Here is a 20589-nt window from a genome sequence, read left to right as displayed (position 1 = left end):
TGATTTTTGAAAACATATTGAGATTGAAAAGCCTGTTTTCCGAGGTTTTCTCTAAAATTTTGTTCACAAACCAGACAGGAGTCCTATAAGTACTGTTTAAATTATACGCGATGTTCTCTCATTATTGAGCTAAACTGTGGTGCAAACAACGCTTGCTTAAGCTGCTGACAAGCCTTTTCAATTGCATCTATACTACCTGGATTCACCAAACCAAAATAATCAAACACATAGACTCGGTTATTTTTAGTTGCTTGGAGTTGCTGCCAAAAAGCTTCCTTTTTCAGCGAATCTAAAAGCGCTACTTCCGAATTTCCTTGCGGGGGATTAACCAAAATTATCACTTCTGGATTTGCTTCTAAAACCTTCTCAGATGAAAGCGTCACATAGCCACCAATTGGACTTTTTCCTTGTAAATCTGCTGCTATATTTTTCGCCTGGAATTTCGCCAACAAATCCCCTGCCCAACTATTTTTATTCGGAGCTAAAATTGGTTGACGACTAACCAACGCTAGAGTAGAAAAACCCTGAGTTGGCTTTTCTGGCAAGAAAGTTTTATAACGATTTAACAAAGGCTGAGGATCAGCGTCAATTGATTTAGCAAGTGTTTTAGTAAGTTCTTCTAAAGATTTCCAGTTATTCACTTTAGTGAGAAATGTCGGAATTCCTAGCTGCTGAAGTTTTTGAATTGGAATGTTAGAAAAACCTTCAGCACCAATAACTAAATCTGGTTTGAGTGCTACCACTTTTTCTAAATTTGGCGGACTTTGTCCTTCACTAACACGGGGAATATCCTTGAATCTGGAGTCATTCTTAAATAATCTGCTGCCAGTGATTCCGACAATTTTTGTTTGATCAAGTCGAGAGATGATGTCAGCAGCAAGAGAAGAAAGAGCAACAACTCTTTTTGCTGATCCTTTTGGTAATTGCTGAGAATTTGTGTTTGTCGTCTCAGTAGGGTTTGTGACTTTTGTTTGTGGCTGCTGAGTGGTTGCAGTCGTGCAAGCAGCTAAAACTATACTCATCAAAAGTGCTAAAGCAGATAAGAGCCAACGACGATGCATATTAAAATTCCTTCTGGGGTAAAAATGGCATAAGAAGCATACTCAGCACCACATTCAAAAATAGCAAATGTAACTTTTAGTTCACAGAGCTAAAAGTCAGGGTTTTATTGGTTCAAAAATTCTACTAGTTTTGGCAGATTTTCACTAACCAACGTAGAGGCAGAATCTATCCAATAACAGACTAAACTTGATTTGTATTCAGGTGTCTTATGCGTTTATGTGTTTATAAAAAAATACGGCAACACAAATAGGCTTTTGGCAGTCTTGAAAAAATAGGTTTTAAAACCCTTACTACTTAACTATATAATTCGATACACGTTGTCCACAATTATCTGAGTTGGGGTCGATGATTATCGTAAATTAAAGGGTTTAAGACCGAATGTCAACACGTAGCTCAGAGTTTTGGTGGCTCCGGCTCCGCTCAGAAATAAGAATCTGAAACTTTTTTCAATTTTGAATTTTGAATTTTGCGGAAAGTCTGAGCGCCGGCTTCCGGCGATTAGAACTTTCCTAGACGAATTTTGAATTGTTAATCTGTCCATCTACTGGTAGGTATGTCTAACCATCCCTTGAACGTTACAAGATCAACATTATTTTGGCGGTGTCTATTCGCTGTTGTTTTCACTAGTAGTTCGTTACTCCCCAACCTTGGAAGCGAACCAGCAAGGGCGCAAGGAACTGAGTATTGTCAGTTATCATCAACGGCGGTGCAAGAAAAAGAAAAGTTGCGTTTGTCAGCCCTCAAAGGCAATGAAGATGCTCAAACGCGCTACCAAAATATGGTAGAAAAGCATGCAGAGGAATTACATGAGTGCCGCACTCGGAATTGGCCGCAAATCCAAGCCATTTGGTTGCGCTTGTATCCGTGTGACATTCACCCAGGAACAATTGATCAGATTATGGATCGGATTGTTAACCGTGGCTATAACCAAGTTTATTTAGAAGTATTTTACGACGGACAGGTATTATTACCAGCAAAAGCTAACCCGACGGTTTGGCCTGCTGTGATTCGCACTCCAGGAGCAGAAAACGTCGATATACTCGCCACAGCAATTAAAAAAGGTCGGCAACGCGGTTTGAAGGTCTACGCCTGGATGTTTACCATAAATTTCGGTTATACTTACGCCCAGCGCCGAGATAGAGAAGGTGCGATCGCTCGTAATGGCAAAGGTCAAACAAGCCTATATGTTGTAGATAACGGCTCTCAAGTATTTATCGACCCCTACAACCTGCAAGCAAAACGCGATTACTACCAATTAGTACAAGAATTTTTGCGCCGTCGCCCAGATGGTTTGCTATTAGACTACGTGCGTTATCCCCGACAAGCTGGAAGTGATTCTATCGCCACCAAAGTTTCAGATTTATGGCTATTTAGTCCTGCAACTCAAGAAGCTTTATTTAAACGGGCACAAAATTACAAAGGGCTGGACTTAATTCGCCGCTTTTTGAGTAAGGGATACGTGACTGGGGGAGATATAACGCAAGTCGATAAACTTTATCCCCAGGAAGGAGAACCCCTTTGGCAAGGACGCATTCCCCCACCACCGCCAAGCTCAATCCTGCCTGTAACCAATAGACAACCACTTTTACAATGGCAGTTATGGCAGCTCGCCGTTGCCCACGCTATGCAAGGAATTCTAGATTTTGTTAACATAGGTACTTACCCAGCAAAGCAGCAAGGTATTCCCGCAGGAGTGGTGTTTTTCCCTGATGGCAACCAAACTGTCGGACAAGGCTATGATTCCCGTTTGCAACCTTGGGATCGGTTCCCCAGTACATTAGAGTGGCATCCGATGTTATATCGGACTTGCAATGATGTCAGTTGTATTGTGGAGCAAGTGCAACGGGTTTTGAGTATGGCAAAACCGGGTACGCAGATCATCCCTGCTTTAGCTGGTCAGTGGGGAAAATCCGTCAGTAATCGTCCATCCCTAGAAATACAAATGCAGGCACTTCGCCAATTTGCTCCCCAACTGAAGGGAGTTAGCCATTTTGCCTATTCTTGGCAATATCCTGAGAGTGATAGCGATCGCAAATTCTGTCGGGTTAAGTAGACTTATTCCAAAAGTAGTGAAAGGGATCGAATTTCCCTTTCAGCTTTCACAAATTCATCCCAAATATCATAAACAGAGGCATAACTACAGCTTAAGTATGGTGTGCAGCGAGTCGTTGGAATGCCGACGGTGCTGGATTATCTGCGAGGTGCTGGCGGATCACTTCGGCACACGCACCCGGACTTAACAACGAGGTATCAACTTCCAGGTCATAGATGCCAGGGATGTGGACTTCACGTTGCCATAACTGAACCGGACGTGGCATCGAGGAGTCGACTGCACTGACCACGTTCCACCCCGTGTTTTGTCGTCGTTCCATAATCATCTCGATGGGGCAGCGAACGCCTACGAACAAGACCGGCAATCCATTCAAACGTCGGGCACTATCGGCCAGAATACCGTGAGGGATTGCGTAGGCTTCATGGTGTCCGACATCAACCACGACATTCAGACCTAAACGGCTGTGGGCGGCGATGGACTCATACATGGCGCTGTACAGAATGGGAACCAGGGGTTCGATGTCCTGGCGTTCTCCCCCTGGCCGCAGACCGATCCCAGGCAGGTATCGTGCGGGAGTCATTTGCATAAACCTATCGACACCCAAGTTCATCCACACACCATCAAATGTCTCCTGGATGACTGCGACAATGCTCGACTTCCCTGATCGCGGGACACCATTTAGGATGATAATCTGTCCTAGCTCCTGTGTCTGCCCCATGATCACTCCTCGCGCCCTTAATATATTTAGCAGTTCCACGTTAGGGCTATTTTGTGGAATCGGCAATTGAAAATGCTTCTACCTCAGCCAATGCTTCATGGCTGTGGTAGAGATTTGATTGTGAGTGCAAGCACAGCCTCTTCTCTACGAGAGCGTAGCCACAGAGGGCGCAGCAGAAGGTAAAATTATAAGTAAAAATATTAAGAATTATAGAAATGAAGCGTAAATGGATAATTTCACTTTTAGTACTGCCAATCCCAATTTTAGCTTTAATTTACACTTATAATTCACGCGCTCAGACTATAACTAAAATAGCTCAGAACAAAGCTGCGATAGATGAAATAAAGCCAGTTCTTACGGTAGGACTAGATCAACCTGTTGATATTTCTCCAAACGCACAAAAAATTCTTCAAGGCTATGGAGGTGAATTCCAATCAGCAGTACCTTTACCAGACATTACTGTGTCAGCAGAAAAGGCGCTGGAATTAGCAAATAAAGTTACGCTTTCCAGTTTAACGCAACCGCCTATTAAAACCACAGTCGAATACTTATCCTACACAGATAAAGGTCGAGGTCTTGTCAATGAAAATGTTTGGCGGGTGGTTTATTGGGGTTCACCACTAATGATGACTGGACCTCCACCTGTGGTTAATGCAGATGGCTCTATTTCCCAAGTTGCCAAAGTAAAAGAACCCAGTAGTAAGAAAGCAATTACTTATGTTTTGATAGATTCTAACGATCCTGATGGAAAAAATGACTTTATTAGCACAGTTTCCGCAGGTTCAGTTAACGATTAAGTTTTTACCTTTTTTGAGATGAGTTAACTTAAAGCCAAGTCTTCTGGTGTATTACAGTTAAACAGCATTTCTGGTTCTGCTAAGGGCAAAACTTCTACAGGATATTGCCGAAGCCACTGCTGAAACGATCGCCCCCCTTGGTTGATAAACTCTAAGAGTTGTGGCAAACAGCGACGGCGATAGAAACCACATAGAGGTTCCCAGCCTTTGGGATGATCAGCCAAAGCTGCGATCGCATCATCTCTCACACTATTAAGTTTAGTTACCCAATCTTGCAACACCTCAACTCGCAACCTCGGCAAATCGCAAGCTAGCAACAGCACCCATTCTGTTTGCACTTCGGCTAGTCCTTGGGCAAACCCAACTAGAGGCCCGTGGGCTAGAGATTCTCCAGACAAAGGCACCTCCCGGATAAACTGGCAACCAGGCAAAAGCAAATGTTGATAGCGGTCTGGCCAGGGAGTTACTACATAAACAACATCAGCACAGCTTTGAGCAATACCACAAACTCGCTGTAACAACGGTACCCCTTGAATGGCAATCAAGGCTTTATCCTGACCCATGCGAGAACTCTTACCCCCAGCCAACACAATTGCTGTTAATTTGCAACAGGTAAAACTAACAGTGCCGCCTTCTTCATCTCTACCCACTCCCTACTCCCCACTCCCTACTCCCCTATTTTGACTTTCCTGCACTTGCTGCAATAAATGCTCTGCACTTTCTGCTGGCGCCAGACACTTCAAACCTTGGCAAACTAACCCAACGCTTCCCTCTGGTAAATCAGATGTGATGGCAAACACAGCCACAGGTAAATACTTGGGGATCAAAGCGTTTATTTGCTCAGTTATGCTGCGAATCAAGGTAGAGTTACGATACCAATCCAAAGCTGTAAATAAACTGGGACAAGCTTGGGGAGCGCGATGCATGACACTCCTAAAAGCTTTCAAACCAAGTTCCGCTAAATCTAAATAATCTAGATTATCGGTGAGTAGAGCCAGACGCACAAGGTTAGCGATCGCAATTCCATTCGCTGATGGTGTAGCATTATCAGCGTAACTACGCTCTCTGACAATTAAATCTTGACTCGAATCACTGGATGTGTTATAATAACCACCTAACTCTACACTCCAGAGAAATTCATTGAATTCATCTTGGATAGCGATCGCTTTTTCTAACCATTGCTTCTGCTCAGGGTTGGAAGCTTGTAAATCTAGCAAAGCTTTAATAAACAAAGCGTAATCTTCAGACTGAGCTAAAACGCTTGGTTCTCCTTGATAGTTGAGTCGGTGGAAACGCCCATCGACAAACTGATTTTCCCAGATAAAATTTGCCGCTCGTGCTGCTAATTCCAGATATAACGGTTCTTGGAACACTCCAGCAGCCCTAGCCAGCCCAGAAATCATCAAGCTATTCCAAGCGACAATCATCTTCGTATCTGTCACCGAAGGAATGCGACCTGGCCAGTTAGCGGTTTTTGCTTCCTGGTTGTTACGAGCCGGGGGAAAAGTTTCCAGGGACTCAGAACTAACGCCATAGCGAGCGGTAAACAGCTTGTTCAGTGCCGTTTCCAGCGTTGCACTCAGTTTACCCGAATAGCGTCTTTGCAACACATTACGACCTTCAAAGTTGCCGTTAGGTGTCACCGTAAACTGTTCTAATTCCGTTAATTCTTCAGGTGTTAACAGTTGTTGTAGTTCGCTGTAACTCCAAACGTAAAAAGCTCCTTCTTCTGGTTCTACCGCCGTAGATTCACTGAAACTGTCGGCATCTTGAGCAGCATAGAAGTAACCTTCCGGCGCGGTCATTTCCCGCTTTAGCCATAGTACAGTACCAGCAACCGCCCTCTCAAACGCTGGTTCTTCTACTCCTGTACTCCACAAAGAAGCTAGAAACTCCACAATCTGTCCATTGTCGTAGAGCATCTTTTCAAAGTGGGGTACTGTCCAAGTCGGGTCAACAGTATAGCGATGAAAACCACCGCCCACATGGTCATAAATGCCTCCCAGCGCTAAGTCTAGTCCTCGTTGGGTACAAACTTGGTTGCCATCATAGCGAGATTCAAAATTAAATCTAGTTCCCCGCAGTGCTAATTCTGTGTAGGGAATCATCGGAAAGCTATTGCCAGATTGACTAGGAGTGATTACACCTGTGCTGGTTTCCCAACCTTGGCGGAGTAATTTATGGTCTTCAAGCTCGGTTGTTGTACCGTCTTGCAACACCGCAGACGTGAGCAGAGACTCAATAATTAAGGCTTTGCGTTGCTGTAAGTCCGCTTTTTCTGTATCGTAATAACGGCGAAGGGTTTGCAACACCTGCAAAAATCCCGGACGACCATAGCGCGGGTCTACAGGGAAATAAGTACCAGCGTAAAACGGCACTAAATCTTCTGGAGAAAGAAAAATATTCAAAGGCCAACCACCTTGACCGCTCATCAATTGCAAAGCCTGCATATAGATGCTATCGAGGTCAGGTCTTTCTTCCCTGTCTACTTTGATGGGAAGATAATTGGCATTCATGTAGTCAGCGATCGCAATATCAGAAAAAGCCTCGCCTTCCATGACAGTACACCAGTGGCAACTAGAATAGCCAATGGAGAGAAAAATCGGTTTATTTTGCGCCCTTGCAACTGCAAGGGCTTCGTCACACCAAGACCACCAATCAATGGGGTTTTCGGCGTGTTTGCGGAGATAGAGGCTCTTAGCTTCAGCAAGGCGATTAGTCATGATCAAATGCAAGTAGTTGCCTTCTTTGCTCAGTCTACTCTTGATATCGCCTACACCTGTGCAATTTATGAAACAATTTTACTCAAACGATCGCAATAGTAAACTAACAATATTTGGTGGCGTTTCTCGCACAGGTGATGCTGTCTTTGTCTGAATTAAAGTATTTGGGCTAAGTCCTGCTATCAGGTGGAGCAATAAGGTGATGATGGCGGCTTGTACAAATTTTTCCAGCATGGCACGTCTCTCTCTGGGTGGATAGCATTTCAAGTAAAACTGGTTATTCTAAATACACCTCGTACTATCGATTTACCGAATCTAACAAAAATAAGTTGATAATTACTGAGGGAAATCCTAAGAAAATGTTTAAAATGTTACTGGATATTTAACGTAATTCCCTAAGCAAGTCTGATTCCGGTTATCGGTCTAATCACCACATCGCCAAGGTTGTGCAGCAAAGTCCGAGATATGAGATTGGCGAGAGTTGGAGTTTTTTGATTTGTTCTTCGCTAAATCGGGATATTCTATTAGACAGCTTTTGTTGCTAAAAAGTGCCCTTCGGGGTTGAATCTATTGCAAAAGCACCTTTTGTCCCTTGTTGGAGAAGGCAGAATGGCAAAGATTTACTTTTATTACCTGGGAAGAGTAGAGATCAACCCCAGTTTCATGCTGTCACCGATAAAATGTATTTAAAGTAGCCACAAACACGCTTCCATGATTCCTATCGTTATTGAACAATCGGGTCGAGGTGAACGCGCCTTTGACATCTACTCACGGCTGTTACGTGAGCGCATCATCTTTTTGGGACAACAAGTTGATAACAACATTGCTAACTTGATTGTTGCCCAACTGCTGTATTTGGATGCTGAAGACCCGGAGAAAGACATTTATATGTACATCAATTCTCCCGGTGGTTCGGTGACGGCTGGTATGGGCATTTTTGACACTATGAAACATATTCGCCCTAATGTCTGTACAATTTGTACCGGATTGGCGGCGAGTATGGGCGCTTTCCTCCTCAGCGCTGGTGCTAAAGGTAAGCGGATGAGTTTACCCCATTCTCGGATTATGATTCATCAACCCCTAGGCGGCGCTCAAGGACAAGCGACTGATATTGAAATTCAGGCGCGGGAAATTCTGTACCACAAGCGGCGGCTAAACGACTATTTAGCTGAACATACAGGTCAACCAATTGAGCGGATTGCTGAAGATACTGAACGTGACTTTTTCATGTCGCCAGAGGAAGCCAGGGAATATGGCTTAATTGACCAAGTGATTGACCGTCACGCTGCTGGTAGCCGTCCAGCAGTTGCTCTTGTTAATTAATAGTCACGATTGGCAAATGGTAATTTACCACTTTTAAACCCCAAAAATATCCCCTCTTCATAAGTGAAGAGGGGTTATTTTTGGAATGGGTGGACTGCTCAAGTACTTACAGCAGATTTCAAGGAAAGTGAAGTACACAAGCGCCTACGTCTTTTGTCATTGACCCTTACTAATCACAAATGACAAAGGACAAATGACTAATGACTAATGACCAATGACAAATCAAAATCCCGCTATTGGATCTGGCTCAGATTGAAGGTATTTAAGGAATCCATGCAATTCTTCTTCAGTCAGCAAAGTGCGCCCCCGCTTGCCGTAGGTTTTAATCAGATGCTCTCGTCCCTGTTCTGGTGTCCAGCCTAAACGCTGAAGTTCGACATCGGTTTTAGCAATTACATCCGATAAATCCACAGGTTCAGCTTTCTTCTTTCTCTTTCCTGTCACCGACGGGGTGGTGATATTCTCTTGAGGGCTGTAACTCCGAGGTGTAAATGGTGTGACATTATTGGCAGAAATTCCTGGAAAGGTTTGATTTTCTACCTGGTTATCAAAGGTTAATTCCAAGTTTTCAACTGGAGAATCAAATTCTAGCTGGTGGTTGCCAGTCACAGGAAAGTTTTGACCTAAATCCTGGTTATAGGTATCGCTTTCTAGGGGCGCAGCATTACTGTACCCGTACTGCTCGTTACTGCTTGTGACTACTTCTGGTTTGATGTTCCGTACTCTGGAAGGCGGCACAGATATTTCTTTGTCGCTGACCTCTGACCACTGACTACCAACAAAATCCTCATCTTTTGTAGAGGAATAGGCAGCAGGCTCATTTAATCCACTTTTGGTATTTAAGGAAGGGTTTAGCTGCGCCGGGGAAATTGGATTTGAGGTAAATGCCACTGATTCTGGTGGCGCATTTGTAATACCCAAAACTATCAGCGCTCTAGTTCTGGCTTGGTCTTCTGCTGCTTCTACCGTTTCTGCTGCTGCCATACCCGTAGCACGGGTTACGCCTTCAATTTGTACGCTTGCCCGGACAATATATTTTCCTTGAAAAATTTGCACTAATTCAGAAATCAAACTGCCCTTGGGATACAAGCTCTGGAATTGAGCCAACATAATACTGCTACCAATCTAAATACTTTTGAATAACGGGGTCGATACTGCCTGTATGCTCAAGCGAGGTAAACTGCCCTTACTTTAATTTACCGAAAAAATGGGTTTAAAGCCCCGTCCTAGAAGGACGGCTTTTTCTTATTTTTGAGACTCCTAATAAGTTCTCTAAGTACATCTGTCTTTCTCCTGCCAACCGTCTTGCAATATTCTTCAAGAATTTCAAGCTCAAATTCTTCAACCCTAAAATCTAATCGTTTTTTCATTTATTGTACAGATTCTTGTTGTGGACACGTAAAAGATAGTTTAGATTTATCAGTTAGAGAGTGGCGTTGCCCATCTTGTCAATCAGTTAATGACAGGGATGAAAACGCCGCTAAAAACATTCATTTGGTTGGGGCATCGACCATTGGGTTAGGTGATGTAAGTCGGTATGAAACTGCTATTGCTGTTTGAGCCTAGAATCCCCACCCTTGAAGGGTGGGGAGTATGTCAATATCTGTCATCAGTTTCTTGGCAGGCGATGAGTAGGTATAATTCCCTGCTCTGAGCCATCAAGCTGATATTCTTGCTTTGCCTTGTGTTCCAACCTGTGTAGTCTTGCCTGCAATGCTATACTGATTACCTAACTAGATATCTAGAACTATTTTCTGGAAGTGCGCCCTAAATCTACAATAATGAAGATAAGGTTCGCCCTCACTGCTTATTAAGCTGCTCACCTAATTGTTACCGATTCTACATGTGGGAAAATTGGGTTCATCGGCAGTTACTCCTAGTTAAAATCAGAGTCTAATGGCGTAAGATTACCTTCACTCTAGACAATCAAACACCTGTAGTTTCCACACCACTTGCTCCACTTGGGGGACCCCAAGTGGAGCAAGTGGCTCCCCTGCATAGCGCTTTTGGGCAGCATGGATTCTCTAAACCCAGCTTCTCAAAAACCCGTCGCGTAATTACCTAGCGGGGCTAAATTTTAATCAGGCGTGCTTTCTTAAGTTTGGTTAGGTGAAGAGACTTGAACGCAGGCGAACTCTGAGAGCATCGTGCAGTGAGAAGTTCGTATATGCCCAGAGTTGTCCGTGGGTCGGCTTCCTTTGCTCGGAACTAGTAGTTTCCCGCTCTTGCTGGGTCGGGCTTTCTTTCCTTAGAACTTAGGAAGCCTTGCTTCAGGGCAATTCGTTTCCAGCTTGTTTCTGTAAGCCGTGAGCGTATACAGAAAAGAACCAGATTGATTCTGAATTCAGAATTGGTGAATTCTGGCTCCTGAACGCTAGTTGCTCCACTTGGGGAAACCCCTGTTCCCGCACTGGCTCCTCCTGAATTCTGTTTTGTTAAACAACAAATGATGTTTTGACCAAAGGTCGGTTCACTGCATGGAATTTTCAATCGCTACACTCCTTGCCAATTTCACCGATGATAAATTGGTAGCTCGGAAGGTTTTAGAAAAGAAACTTGGCTGTGAAGATGAAAAAAGTTTACAAAAACTTCACATTGCCTTAGATGTTCTCGAAAAAATCGGTCTTTTAGTGAAAGAACGAGGCAAGTATCGCCGTGTCTCAGAAGAGGGAATAATCGAGGCAAAACTCCGTTGTTCTAGTAAAGGCTTTTGCTTTGCGATTCAAGATGTGGAAGGATCTGAGGATATTTACATCCGCGAAAGTCATCTGAGTAATGCTTGGAATGGCGATCGCGTTTTGGTCAGAGTTCTTAAAGAAGGCAGTCGCCGTCGCTCTCCTGAAGGGGAGGTGAAGCTGATTCTAGAACGTTCCAACCACACGTTACTGGCACGAATTAAGCAGGTGGAAAACGGTTTCCGGGCTGTGCCTTTAGATGATCGATTGCTGTTTGAACTCAAAATCCAACCTAACGGGGCAAAATTAGAAGAAGCGATCGATCACCTTGTTCATGTGGAAGTTTTGCGTTACCCGTTGGCACAATATCCTCCCCTCGGTCGAGTGGTGCAAATCCTCGGTAGCGATGCTGAAGCTGCTGCTGATATAGATTTAGTTACGTGCAAACACGACCTTTCCCGGACTTTTCCAGATAATGTGCTAGAAGCAGCCGTCAAGTTGCCCAAAAAGCTACTGAAAGCAGACCTGAAAAATCGCTTAGATTTACGTAATTTGTTTACTCTCACCATTGAAGGGATAAATGGCGGCGATACCAAAGTTATAGAAAACGCTTTTAGTTTAGAAAAAAACTTAGCCGGAAATTGGCTTTTGGGCGTTCATATCACCGATGTTTCTCACTATGTCCAACCTGACGAAGCCCTAGATAGAGAAGCATTCAAACGGGGCAAATCAGTGTATTTGGGAGAATTGGTGCTGCCAATGTTGCCCGCAAGTGTGGCAGAACGCTGTTCTTTAGTACCTGGGAGCGATCGCTTAACTATCTCTTTTTTAATTACAATTGATCCCAAATCGGGACAAGTGTTGGAGTGGGAAATTCAACCCAGTGTGATCAACGTCGAAACTGCACTGAGTACTGAACTTGCCCAAGCAATTCTTACAGGTCAATCTCAAGATCAATCCCCACAGGTTTCTCAGATTCTGCAAGACCTCCAAGCCTTGCAAACAGCCGTGAAACAGGTGCGGTTGACTCGTGGTAGCCTCCAGTTGAATCTGCCGCCCAGCCAAAACGCCTATTATGATGAGGGGATTCTCGGCACTGTGGTAGTGAATGATTTACCAGTGCGATCGCTACTCACGGAGTTGGTGCTGCTAGTTAATCAACTGATCGCAACTCACTTAAATGCCCTTGGTGTTCCCGCCATCTGGCGAGTCCAAGGCACACCCGATGTCGAAGATGTCCAGGAAATGCTGAAATTGGCAGTCAATTTAGGCGTTGACCTCACACTAGATCCAGAAGTCGATATCCAACCCTTAGATTATCAACATTTGACCACCGCTTTTGGCGAATCTCCCTCTGAGCAAGTTCTGACCTACTTATTGCAAGATACACTTAAGCCGTCTGCATACAGCACCACCAAAGGATCTCACTTTGGTTTGGCACTACCGCAATATGTTCACTTTAGCGCTCCCTTGCGGCGTTACCCAGATTTGCTCATGCAGAGAGTGTATTACACGCTACTCGAAAACGGACGCGATCGCCGCAATACCCGTGTGAGAGAGCGCGTTAACCTGCGCCACTCCTCCAGCCACGAGGAAATTAACTGGAACGTTTTACCCCCAGAATTGCAACAAGAACTCCAAAGCGATTTGACTAGGGTAATTGTCCAAATCAACGACCGAGAAAAAGAAGTCCAAGAAGCTGAAGCCGATTTAGCCGGACTGCAAAAAGCCCAACTGATGAAGCAGCGTATCGGTCAGGTATTTCAAGGGGTAATTACTGGTGTTCAATCCTACGGTTTCTTTGTGGAAATTGAAGTACCAGCAGCTGAGGTGGAGTCCAGCAGTAATCCTGGTGTACCTTTGAGAGTAGAAGGATTGGTACACGTCAGTTCTCTCAAAGATGATTGGTATGAATATCGCGCCAGACAACAAGCACTGTTTGGTCGCAAAAATCGTGCTTCCTATAGACTAGGCGATCGCGTCGCTGTCCAAGTTAAAAGTGTCGATTACTACCGTCAGCAAATTGATTTGGTAACGGTCGGTAGCGATGGTGTCGCCAAAAATTTAACTGCCAGTGGTTCCCATGAGGAGCTTTCAGACCTCTACTTACCAAATGACATTGAGCCTGATGACCTAGACTCTTACTCTGAGGATGAATGAAAAGTCCTGCTGAAGACAGAATTCAGAATACCTCAGCAGTCAAGTCAGGGCGAAGAGTCACGGAAAGAATTTTTTCTTCTCCACGATTAAAATCGCTTGTTCTAAACCTCTCTTATACATCCAGTACTTCGACAAGTGGCACAGGTAGCTCTGCCGAACTGCTCAGTAACCATCGCCCAGAATCCATTCTGGATTTTGGCTTCTGAATTCTTCTTCAGTAAAATCCAGTAAAATTTACGTGTCCAATAACACCAAGCCTTTAATTTTAGGCGTATCGGGCGCATCTGGTCTGATTTACGCTGTTCGCGCGATCAAATTTTTGCTAGAAGCGGAGTATAGTATTGAATTGGTTGCCTCTAAATCAACTTACATGGTTTGGCAGTCAGAACAGGAAATTCGGATGCCATCAGAACCAACTCAACAAGAACAATTCTGGCGAGAGCAAGCTGGAGTTGCACTTGACGGGAAACTCCGCTGCCATCCTTGGAGTGATATTGGAGCCGGAATTGCCAGTGGTTCCTTTGCCACTCTGGGGATGATGATCATTCCATGCAGCATGAGCACAGTGGCAAAGCTGGCAGTTGGCTTGAGTTCCGATTTACTAGAACGGGCGGCGGATGTGCAACTAAAAGAAGGGCGAAAGCTGGTCATTGTTCCTCGTGAAACACCTTTTAGCCTCATCCACCTGCGTAACTTAACCTCTTTAGCAGAAGTTGGAGTGAGAATTGTCCCCGCTATTCCCGCCTGGTATCACAATCCCCAAACCATCGAGGATTTAGTTGATTTTGTCGTTGCCCGCGCTTTAGATCAACTAGATATTGACTGCATCCCAATTCAGAGGTGGCAAGGTCGTCGCTAACGACCTCAGCAGATTGATCGTAAATTTCACAATAGTCCTAAAAGGGTAATGATAGTGTCAGTAGTCAGTGAACAGTAATTAGTGAAGAATAATCAGACTGACAACTGACAACTGACAACTGACCACTGACCACTGAGAACTGACAACATTGCTATGGCTGTAATTCGCTTAATTCTATTGGTGGCGGTACTGGGAGGACTAACACTGTTGTTAGTCCAAAATTGGTCCCCTGCCCTATCGCTAGTCTTTTTGGGCGTGCGAACTCAACCATTACCACTAGCGATATGGATTTTGTTCAGTACTGCCACTGGTGCTTTCACATCTATACTGATTGCTACCTTGTTTAACTTATCCAATTATTTTGTGGGGGGACAACGGCGAACTCGTGACCGCTCAACTGCAACTTCGCCTCGTGCGAAGGCAACCCGCACAGAAGAACCTACATCTCGTTCTGCCAGTCCTCCACCACCAGCTAGTAAAAAAGAAGCGCCTAGCAGTGATGTATTTGATGATTGGGAGACAAATGGCAGTAAAGATGATGATTGGAACTTTGATGAAAAGTCAGAAGAAGCGTCTACCCCTAATCCTCAAGCTCAACCTGCTAGAGACTCAAAAACTTACGAACGTCAATCAGAAACCAAAACCAGTTCTCAATCTGGTTCAGTTTACTCCTACAGCTACCGTGAGCCAAAAAATACGGCCGCGGGAAAAACTGAATCAGTTTACGATGCTGATTATCGGGTAATCATCCCCCCTTATCAGCCGCCGGCTACCAATCAAGCGGATGATGATGATTGGGAATTTTTTGATGATGATGATGATTTTGATGATGATGGTAAACGCCCCCGTCGGTGAGATGTAGCAGGCTACATCTCTACTTGATGCCACACCGCTCTCTAGACTCCTGCTTGACCTTACCAGTCATGGCAGCTTCCTGCAAAGTCATGAAAGCATTAAAATCTTCCAAGTCATACCGGGTAGTCAACAGTTGTCGTAGTTGATTTTCAGCTTCCACTGTCAAATAGCCAGTTGCTAAGGTTCTTTGTACAACGTCACGAATTCGAGTCATAATTGACGCCTCATTCATCCTACTATTTATTAATTCAGGCTTATCCAGGTGAAATATGCAGTAGTTTTTGTGTCAAAACTTCAAATTTGTCAGGTTTTTGTGGGCGATCGCAGTAAATAAGTCATCATCTATACCTTTATCAGAAACATTTATTTGAGCAGGGCTTGTTATAACTGAACTTTTAGAATAACGGCCATGTAATGTTAGGAACACAGTATTATGTATACTTAAAATGACACACCAAAGTGAAAACTCGGATTATTTAGATAGACAGAAATTGTTTGGATAAAGTTTCAAACAAGCTATGTTAATTTTTTCGCTAAGTCTAAGGATAATCAAGCAGCAATTACCAAGTTACTTTAGGAAAGTTAGTAAATTTCTTAGAAATTCATCGTTTATTATTTTAGGTAATTTCACAGAAGAATCGTTAATCTCTCGATTAAGTTACTTTAAATACATTAATAACAGTAATAACGGCAGTTCATTCAACTCAAATAGAAGATGAATTTGTAGAAACTAAAAACAATTGGGAGTTAGAAAAATTATACGTAAATTTGATATCCGCAAGGGAAAAGCCTTGATATCCATTGAAAATAGATTTATCAGAGGTTTACTTTGTGGTTGTATTCCTGCGGAAATTACTAATGTCGGTTATCAAAGTCGTAGTAGCAGTACTGTTAGAGTTTATCTTTATATAAGTTATCGGTTTATTAGCGATCGCCAATCAAATAATTTTATCTGGTTGCGCGATCGGTGCAAAACTCCGTATTTTTAAATCCTAGATTAAGTCGTTGAGTTTATAATTAGAAACTGTGACTCAGAACTCAGAATTGGAGCGAAGCAACTGGTGAGTAGTTTATTACAAGGAGTCAACCTGTACTTAATTGGCATTATGGGCGTTGGTAAGACGACAGTAGGGCGCTTACTGGCAAAGGAATTGGGTTATGGATTTGTGGATACCGATAATGTCATTGCCCAAGCAACAGGTAAATCTATCAATCAGTTATTTGCACAAGTTGGTGAAGCCGGGTTTCGGCAGTTAGAAAGCGACGTGCTTTCACAAGTTTGTGCTTTTACAAAGTTGACTATCGCAACTGGTGGGGGCATTGTAATGCGGCGAGAAAATTGGGGTTACTTACACCACGGTTTGATAGTGTGGCTAGATGCGCCAGTGGAGATAATTTACAGCCGTTTAGCTGAGGATACCACAAGACCACTGCTGCAAGATGTTGATCCTCAAGGTAAATTGCGATCGCTCCTCGAACAACGAACACCACTTTACTCTCAAGCCGATTTGCACATCATCGAGCGAGAGGGAGATACACCTGAAGACGTTGCCAAGCGAGTACTTGAGGCAATTCCTACCGTTCTCAAAACACAAGTTTCTCATTAATGGGGAATATGTGTTACTCAAAAACCAAATTATCAAGCTAATTGTTTTTGATGATAAAAGTGAGGCTATCGTGGAATGGATACCCGATTAAAATACCAAGATATTATTAAGAGCGTACTCCAAAATCATGCCGATTATCAAGAGTATGTTAAAACATTGTTGACGAACTATGCCAGTGATGATGTCTCGGATAACGATGTCGAAGTCCAACTCATTTTAGACACAGAACGCAATCATTATCAATGGATGAATGTCGGTTGGCAAGGATTTAATCGTATTTATCGATGCGTGATGCATTTTGATATTAAAGATGGCAAAATCTGGCTGCAACAGAATTTAACCGATCGCAATCCAGCAGAGGAATTAGTGATGATGGGAGTACCACGAGAAGATATTGTCTTGGGTTTGCAAGCTCCTTACAAGCGTCAGTATACAGATTATGGCGTAGCGTAATGCGAACTATAATAAATATCTGCGGTTTATTAAGTGGGATGTCTACGACGGGCTATTCGGCGTCGCAATTCCTCGTAGGTTGGCTTCACAGTGGGCAAATATTTATGGCTCTCCTAGACTTCGTTTGATAAATTAATACTAAAAAACCCCTAAAATACCTGATATAACTAGGTTTCGCTAAAATAGAATCAAAGATTTAATAAAAATATGCTTTTTGATTCTTGAATCCCCTACCATGTAAGGACTTAACCTGATATCAAGTATTAATTTTCTATAACTAGTCTAGGAGAGCCATATTTATTGAGTGTTTTGTGAATGCGATCATGACTTAACTTTCAAGACAATCGCTAATACTTACTCGTAATGTGTCCACATCCGAATTATCTTAACTACTTGCTCAGATTCCATGACCTCATAGACCAATCGATGCTGTATATTAATCCTACGAGAATAAGCACCTGATAAATCACCAACCAATTTTTCATAAGGTGGAGGGTTTTGAAACGGATTTTCTGCAAGAACAGCAAGTAATTCCTCGGTTTTCTCCTTCAAATTACTATAAGCTAACTTCTTCGCGTCTTTTTGCGCTTGTTTTGTGTAAACAACTGCCAACTCACCAATCCAAATCCCCATCACAATCTTCAATAGGAGTAGCCAACCCTTGTTTAATAGATTCTCGCATTCCAGGGATAGATAATAAGTAAAGAGTTTCCTGAATAGCAGACCAGTCTTTTTCAGCTAGCAGAATCGCATTACCGCGATCGCCTTCAATAATAATAGGTTTACCCTGCTCTGCTACTTGGTCGATGAGCTTTTGTAAATTATTTTGAGCATCATTTACGGGAAGCGAAGACATAATAATTTTTCTGACTCACGGTAACTCTACTCTAGCTTATAAGATCGGCGCTTTCTCTCACCACGATAATATTTGTATCAATTAGAAATGCCATGCTTTAACTGTTAACGGCGGCTCCTCATGGCGGTTAACGATTCGGAATACATCAGGCAAGCTGAAGTCACTCGTGTGCAAGGCGTATTCACCAAGCTACTGTTTGCAAGTTTTCAACCTCTTGAAAATGAGCATCTCGCGTAACAAGAATTAAATTATACTGAATTGCAACAGCTGCAATCCAAATATCATTTTCGGGTAATGGGCGACCTTTGAGGCGCAATTTATTCTTAACTTCACCATATTTACGGGCAGTTTCTACATCACATCCAATTACCGTATTTATGGCAATAAATTCCTCAATGCGTTCTAAATTTCCTGGAGATCGCCTTGATTTTCTAGCACCATAAAATAATTCACCAATAGCAACACTGGGAATAAAAATTTCTTCTGCATTTACTAGCTGATTATTTACTGCTATATCATTTGCAAATAAAGCAATAATAATATTAGTGTCAAGCAGGTATCTACCACTCATCTATATCTACCTGTTCGCAACCTTGTTCAATTGCTTCGCGCATCATCTGGATATCATTTGGCGATATTGTACCTGCAAAATTTAATAATTGTCTACCTGGAACACCATGAATCTGCAAACCTACTAAAGTTCGGGCAAACTCCAGCACTCGATATTGCAAGTCTTCAGGCATGACTTTTAATTCTTCAATTAGCCGATCGAGAATCGGTGTATCCATATTTCTCCTGATGATTTTCGATTCTGGTTGCTAGTCCTTCTTTTATAGATTTTCACATTTCTGAGACGAACCAAACAGCTATGGCTGATCAGTACAAACATACTCGAATTTGGCATCAGAGATTGTGAGGAGTTACAAAGTCTTCTACACTGACTGCATAGGTTTTAACTCTCTCTGTTAGGCTCCTCATGACGGTCAACGATTCTGAATACATCAGGCAAACTGAAGCCACTCGTGTACGTGTACTAAGCGAAGCACTACCTTATATTCAACAATTCGCCGGTCGCACTGTTGTTGTCAAATATGGTGGCGCAGCGATGAAAGATAGCACACTCAAAGACAAGGTTATCCGCGACATTGTATTCTTATCCTGCGTGGGCTTGCGTCCAATTGTAGTCCACGGCGGTGGCCCAGAAATTAACAGTTGGTTAGATAAGCTGGGCATCGAACCACAATTTAAAAATGGTCTGCGAGTCACTGATGCCGCCACAATGGATGTGGTGGAAATGGTTTTAGTTGGTCGAGTTAACAAAGAAATTGTCGCGCTAATTAACCAAGCTGGTGGCTTGGCTGTAGGACTTTGCGGTAAAGACGGTAATCTATTTACAGCCCGTCCCCAAGGTCAAGAAGGCATCGGTTTTGTGGGGGAAGTCAGTAATGTGAATATCAAGATTTTGGACACCCTCGCTAGCAATGGCTATATTCCGGTAGTCTCCAGCGTCGCCGCCGACGAAACGGGACAAGCTTATAATATTAACGCCGATACTGTAGCTGGAGAAATCGCTGCTGCACTAGGAGCAGAAAAGTTAATTTTACTGACCGACACCAGTGGAATTTTAAAAGATTACAAAGACCCATCTACTTTGATTCCAAAAGTAGATATCCGCGAAGCCCGCGAGTTGATTGCCGGTGGTATAGTTAGCGGTGGGATGATTCCCAAAGTGAGTTGTTGTGTGCGATCGCTTGCTCAAGGAGTCCGTGCGGCACACATCATCGATGGTCGCATTCCTCACGCCCTGTTACTAGAAATTTTTACTGATGTTGGGATTGGGACAATGATTCTCGGTTCGCAGTTTACCTCATAAGAGTACTGAGTAAAAAGTTCTCCACTTCCTTACCGGAGATAGGTAATGATAAACATGCGTAGGTGCGGAGCAGCTTGTCGTCAGACATCGCCCACCGCTAAATCGTGTATAACGCCATGAATTATTTATCCACTTTCAGATTGCTAGTTTTTGAAAAGATTCCAAAAAGATTGCTGGCATTGGCAAAATAAAAATAGTGCTGATTTTTTATAGAAAACGTGAGTGCAGAAAGTTTAGAAATTGCTAAAACCCGCTACCAGACTGGGAAAATTGCCTTTGAAAATGGGCAATACCGCGAAGCCGTAGAAAATCTAGAAAAGGCCAGCGCCCTGCTAGCTCGTAATTCTCGTCTTGGGGGTGAAGTAGAAATTGATCTGGTGACAGCTTATGAAGCAGCTGGACGCACGGATGATGCGATCGCTCTTTGCGAAAGACTCAAACGCCATCCCCATTTAGAAACCAGCAAACAAGCGCGACAGATGCTTTAGTGCGATTCGTTGGTTAGTGAATCACGGTCTTAGCCCGTACATAACTAATCCAGTCTGACAGCAGATTACTGTCACAAAGGACTGAAC

Annotated in this window: 21 protein-coding genes and 2 pseudogenes; 12 read left to right on the top strand and 11 right to left on the bottom strand. The window is 43.3% G+C overall.

The annotated features are described in order from the left end of the window. Positions 1-101 precede the first annotated feature (101 nt). Complete coding sequence (locus V7L05_RS24135; protein WP_335167802.1) at positions 102-1061, bottom strand: ABC transporter substrate-binding protein; 960 nt, start codon at positions 1059-1061, stop codon at positions 102-104. Between the two features lie 554 nt (positions 1062-1615). On the opposite strand from V7L05_RS24135, the gene V7L05_RS24130 reads away from it, so the two are divergent. After that, entirely contained in the window at positions 1616-3115 is a 1500-nt protein-coding gene (locus tag V7L05_RS24130) for a family 10 glycosylhydrolase (RefSeq protein ID WP_335167800.1), read from the top strand. A 91-nt stretch (positions 3116-3206) separates the two neighbouring features. On the opposite strand, the gene V7L05_RS24125 is transcribed toward V7L05_RS24130, so the two are convergent. Continuing rightward, the gene (locus V7L05_RS24125; protein ID WP_335167797.1) at positions 3207-3833 is read right to left on the bottom strand and encodes a chloramphenicol phosphotransferase CPT family protein; all 627 of its coding nucleotides are present in this window, start codon (positions 3831-3833) and stop codon (positions 3207-3209) included. 215 nt (positions 3834-4048) lie between these two features. Here V7L05_RS24125 and V7L05_RS24120 point away from each other — a divergent pair, with 215 nt between their 5' ends. Further along, complete coding sequence (locus tag V7L05_RS24120) at positions 4049-4630, top strand: hypothetical protein (protein WP_335167795.1); 582 nt, start codon at positions 4049-4051, stop codon at positions 4628-4630. A 23-nt stretch (positions 4631-4653) separates the two neighbouring features. Here V7L05_RS24120 and V7L05_RS24115 read toward each other — a convergent pair whose 3' ends face one another. From V7L05_RS24115 to V7L05_RS24105, 3 genes are all read right to left on the bottom strand, one after another. Further along, positions 4654-5280 carry a molybdenum cofactor guanylyltransferase gene (locus tag V7L05_RS24115; protein ID WP_335167793.1) on the bottom strand — a complete coding sequence of 209 codons (627 nt, stop codon included), beginning with the start codon at positions 5278-5280 and terminating at the stop codon, positions 4654-4656. Positions 5281-5283: 3 nt separating this feature from the next. Then, entirely contained in the window at positions 5284-7353 is a 2070-nt protein-coding gene (locus tag V7L05_RS24110) for a thioredoxin domain-containing protein (RefSeq protein WP_335167792.1), read from the bottom strand. Between the two features lie 78 nt (positions 7354-7431). Beyond that, on the bottom strand, positions 7432-7587 hold the full coding sequence (locus V7L05_RS24105; protein WP_292758596.1) for a hypothetical protein: 156 nt from the start codon (positions 7585-7587) through the stop codon (positions 7432-7434). Between the two features lie 477 nt (positions 7588-8064). Between V7L05_RS24105 and clpP the strand changes: the two genes are divergently transcribed. Next, complete coding sequence (gene clpP / locus V7L05_RS24100) at positions 8065-8676, top strand: ATP-dependent Clp endopeptidase proteolytic subunit ClpP (protein ID WP_335167790.1); 612 nt, start codon at positions 8065-8067, stop codon at positions 8674-8676. A 222-nt stretch (positions 8677-8898) separates the two neighbouring features. On the opposite strand, the gene V7L05_RS24095 is transcribed toward clpP, so the two are convergent. Continuing rightward, positions 8899-9786, bottom strand: a complete 888-nt coding sequence (locus tag V7L05_RS24095) for a hypothetical protein (protein WP_335167787.1) — start codon at positions 9784-9786, stop codon at positions 8899-8901. A gap of 267 nt (positions 9787-10053) precedes the next feature. Between V7L05_RS24095 and V7L05_RS24090 the strand changes: the two are divergent. The 4 genes and pseudogenes from V7L05_RS24090 to V7L05_RS24075 all read left to right on the top strand — a co-directional run. Continuing rightward, positions 10054-10236 (top strand): annotated as a pseudogene (locus tag V7L05_RS24090) (zinc ribbon domain-containing protein); the annotation flags it as partial. A gap of 917 nt (positions 10237-11153) precedes the next feature. Next, positions 11154-13511, top strand: a complete 2358-nt coding sequence (locus tag V7L05_RS24085; RefSeq protein WP_335167785.1) for a ribonuclease R family protein — start codon at positions 11154-11156, stop codon at positions 13509-13511. 238 nt (positions 13512-13749) lie between these two features. Then, positions 13750-14370 (top strand): flavin prenyltransferase UbiX, encoded by a 621-nt coding sequence (locus tag V7L05_RS24080; protein ID WP_335167782.1) that lies wholly within the window; start codon positions 13750-13752, stop codon positions 14368-14370. Positions 14371-14523: 153 nt separating this feature from the next. After that, on the top strand, positions 14524-15225 hold the full coding sequence (locus V7L05_RS24075; RefSeq protein WP_335167781.1) for a LapA family protein: 702 nt from the start codon (positions 14524-14526) through the stop codon (positions 15223-15225). 19 nt (positions 15226-15244) lie between these two features. On the opposite strand, the gene V7L05_RS24070 is transcribed toward V7L05_RS24075, so the two are convergent. Beyond that, positions 15245-15439: a hypothetical protein gene (locus V7L05_RS24070; protein ID WP_335167779.1), complete on the bottom strand. Its 195-nt coding sequence runs from the start codon at positions 15437-15439 to the stop codon at positions 15245-15247. A 577-nt stretch (positions 15440-16016) separates the two neighbouring features. Here V7L05_RS24070 and V7L05_RS24065 point away from each other — a divergent pair. The 3 genes from V7L05_RS24065 to V7L05_RS24055 all read left to right on the top strand — a co-directional run bounded on the left by V7L05_RS24065 (position 16017) and on the right by V7L05_RS24055 (position 17285). Next, a complete protein-coding gene (locus V7L05_RS24065) occupies positions 16017-16214 on the top strand; it encodes a hypothetical protein (RefSeq protein ID WP_335167777.1) in 198 nt (65 codons plus the stop codon). A 72-nt stretch (positions 16215-16286) separates the two neighbouring features. Further along, positions 16287-16832 (top strand): shikimate kinase, encoded by a 546-nt coding sequence (locus V7L05_RS24060; RefSeq protein WP_335167776.1) that lies wholly within the window; start codon positions 16287-16289, stop codon positions 16830-16832. Between the two features lie 75 nt (positions 16833-16907). After that, entirely contained in the window at positions 16908-17285 is a 378-nt protein-coding gene (locus tag V7L05_RS24055) for a XisI protein (RefSeq protein ID WP_335167775.1), read from the top strand. Between the two features lie 354 nt (positions 17286-17639). Here the strand turns inward: V7L05_RS24055 and V7L05_RS24050 are convergent, their stop codons facing one another. The 4 genes from V7L05_RS24050 to V7L05_RS24035 all read right to left on the bottom strand — a co-directional run bounded on the left by V7L05_RS24050 (position 17640) and on the right by V7L05_RS24035 (position 18929). Continuing rightward, positions 17640-17918 (bottom strand): Txe/YoeB family addiction module toxin, encoded by a 279-nt coding sequence (locus V7L05_RS24050; RefSeq protein WP_335167774.1) that lies wholly within the window; start codon positions 17916-17918, stop codon positions 17640-17642. After that, complete coding sequence (locus V7L05_RS24045) at positions 17899-18141, bottom strand: type II toxin-antitoxin system Phd/YefM family antitoxin (protein ID WP_335167773.1); 243 nt, start codon at positions 18139-18141, stop codon at positions 17899-17901. Before V7L05_RS24045 ends, V7L05_RS24050 begins: the two co-directional genes overlap by 20 nt. Positions 18142-18322: 181 nt before the next feature. Then, positions 18323-18712: a type II toxin-antitoxin system VapC family toxin gene (locus tag V7L05_RS24040; protein WP_335167771.1), complete on the bottom strand. Its 390-nt coding sequence runs from the start codon at positions 18710-18712 to the stop codon at positions 18323-18325. Beyond that, positions 18702-18929 carry a hypothetical protein gene (locus V7L05_RS24035; RefSeq protein ID WP_335167770.1) on the bottom strand — a complete coding sequence of 76 codons (228 nt, stop codon included), beginning with the start codon at positions 18927-18929 and terminating at the stop codon, positions 18702-18704. Before V7L05_RS24035 ends, V7L05_RS24040 begins: the two co-directional genes overlap by 11 nt. Before the next feature lie 188 nt (positions 18930-19117). Between V7L05_RS24035 and argB the strand changes: the two genes are divergently transcribed. Further along, on the top strand, positions 19118-20014 hold the full coding sequence (gene argB / locus V7L05_RS24030) for an acetylglutamate kinase (protein ID WP_335167769.1): 897 nt from the start codon (positions 19118-19120) through the stop codon (positions 20012-20014). Positions 20015-20232: 218 nt separating this feature from the next. Further along, positions 20233-20499, top strand: a pseudogene (locus V7L05_RS24025) (tetratricopeptide repeat protein); the annotation flags it as partial. Positions 20500-20589 lie beyond the last annotated feature (90 nt).

It is taken from the genome of Nostoc sp. (genome assembly GCF_036917755.1).
Taxonomy (GTDB): domain Bacteria; phylum Cyanobacteriota; class Cyanobacteriia; order Cyanobacteriales; family Nostocaceae; genus Nostoc.
The sequence above is the reverse complement of the archived record's forward strand: the minus strand, read 5'-3'. Positions and strand labels throughout refer to the sequence as shown.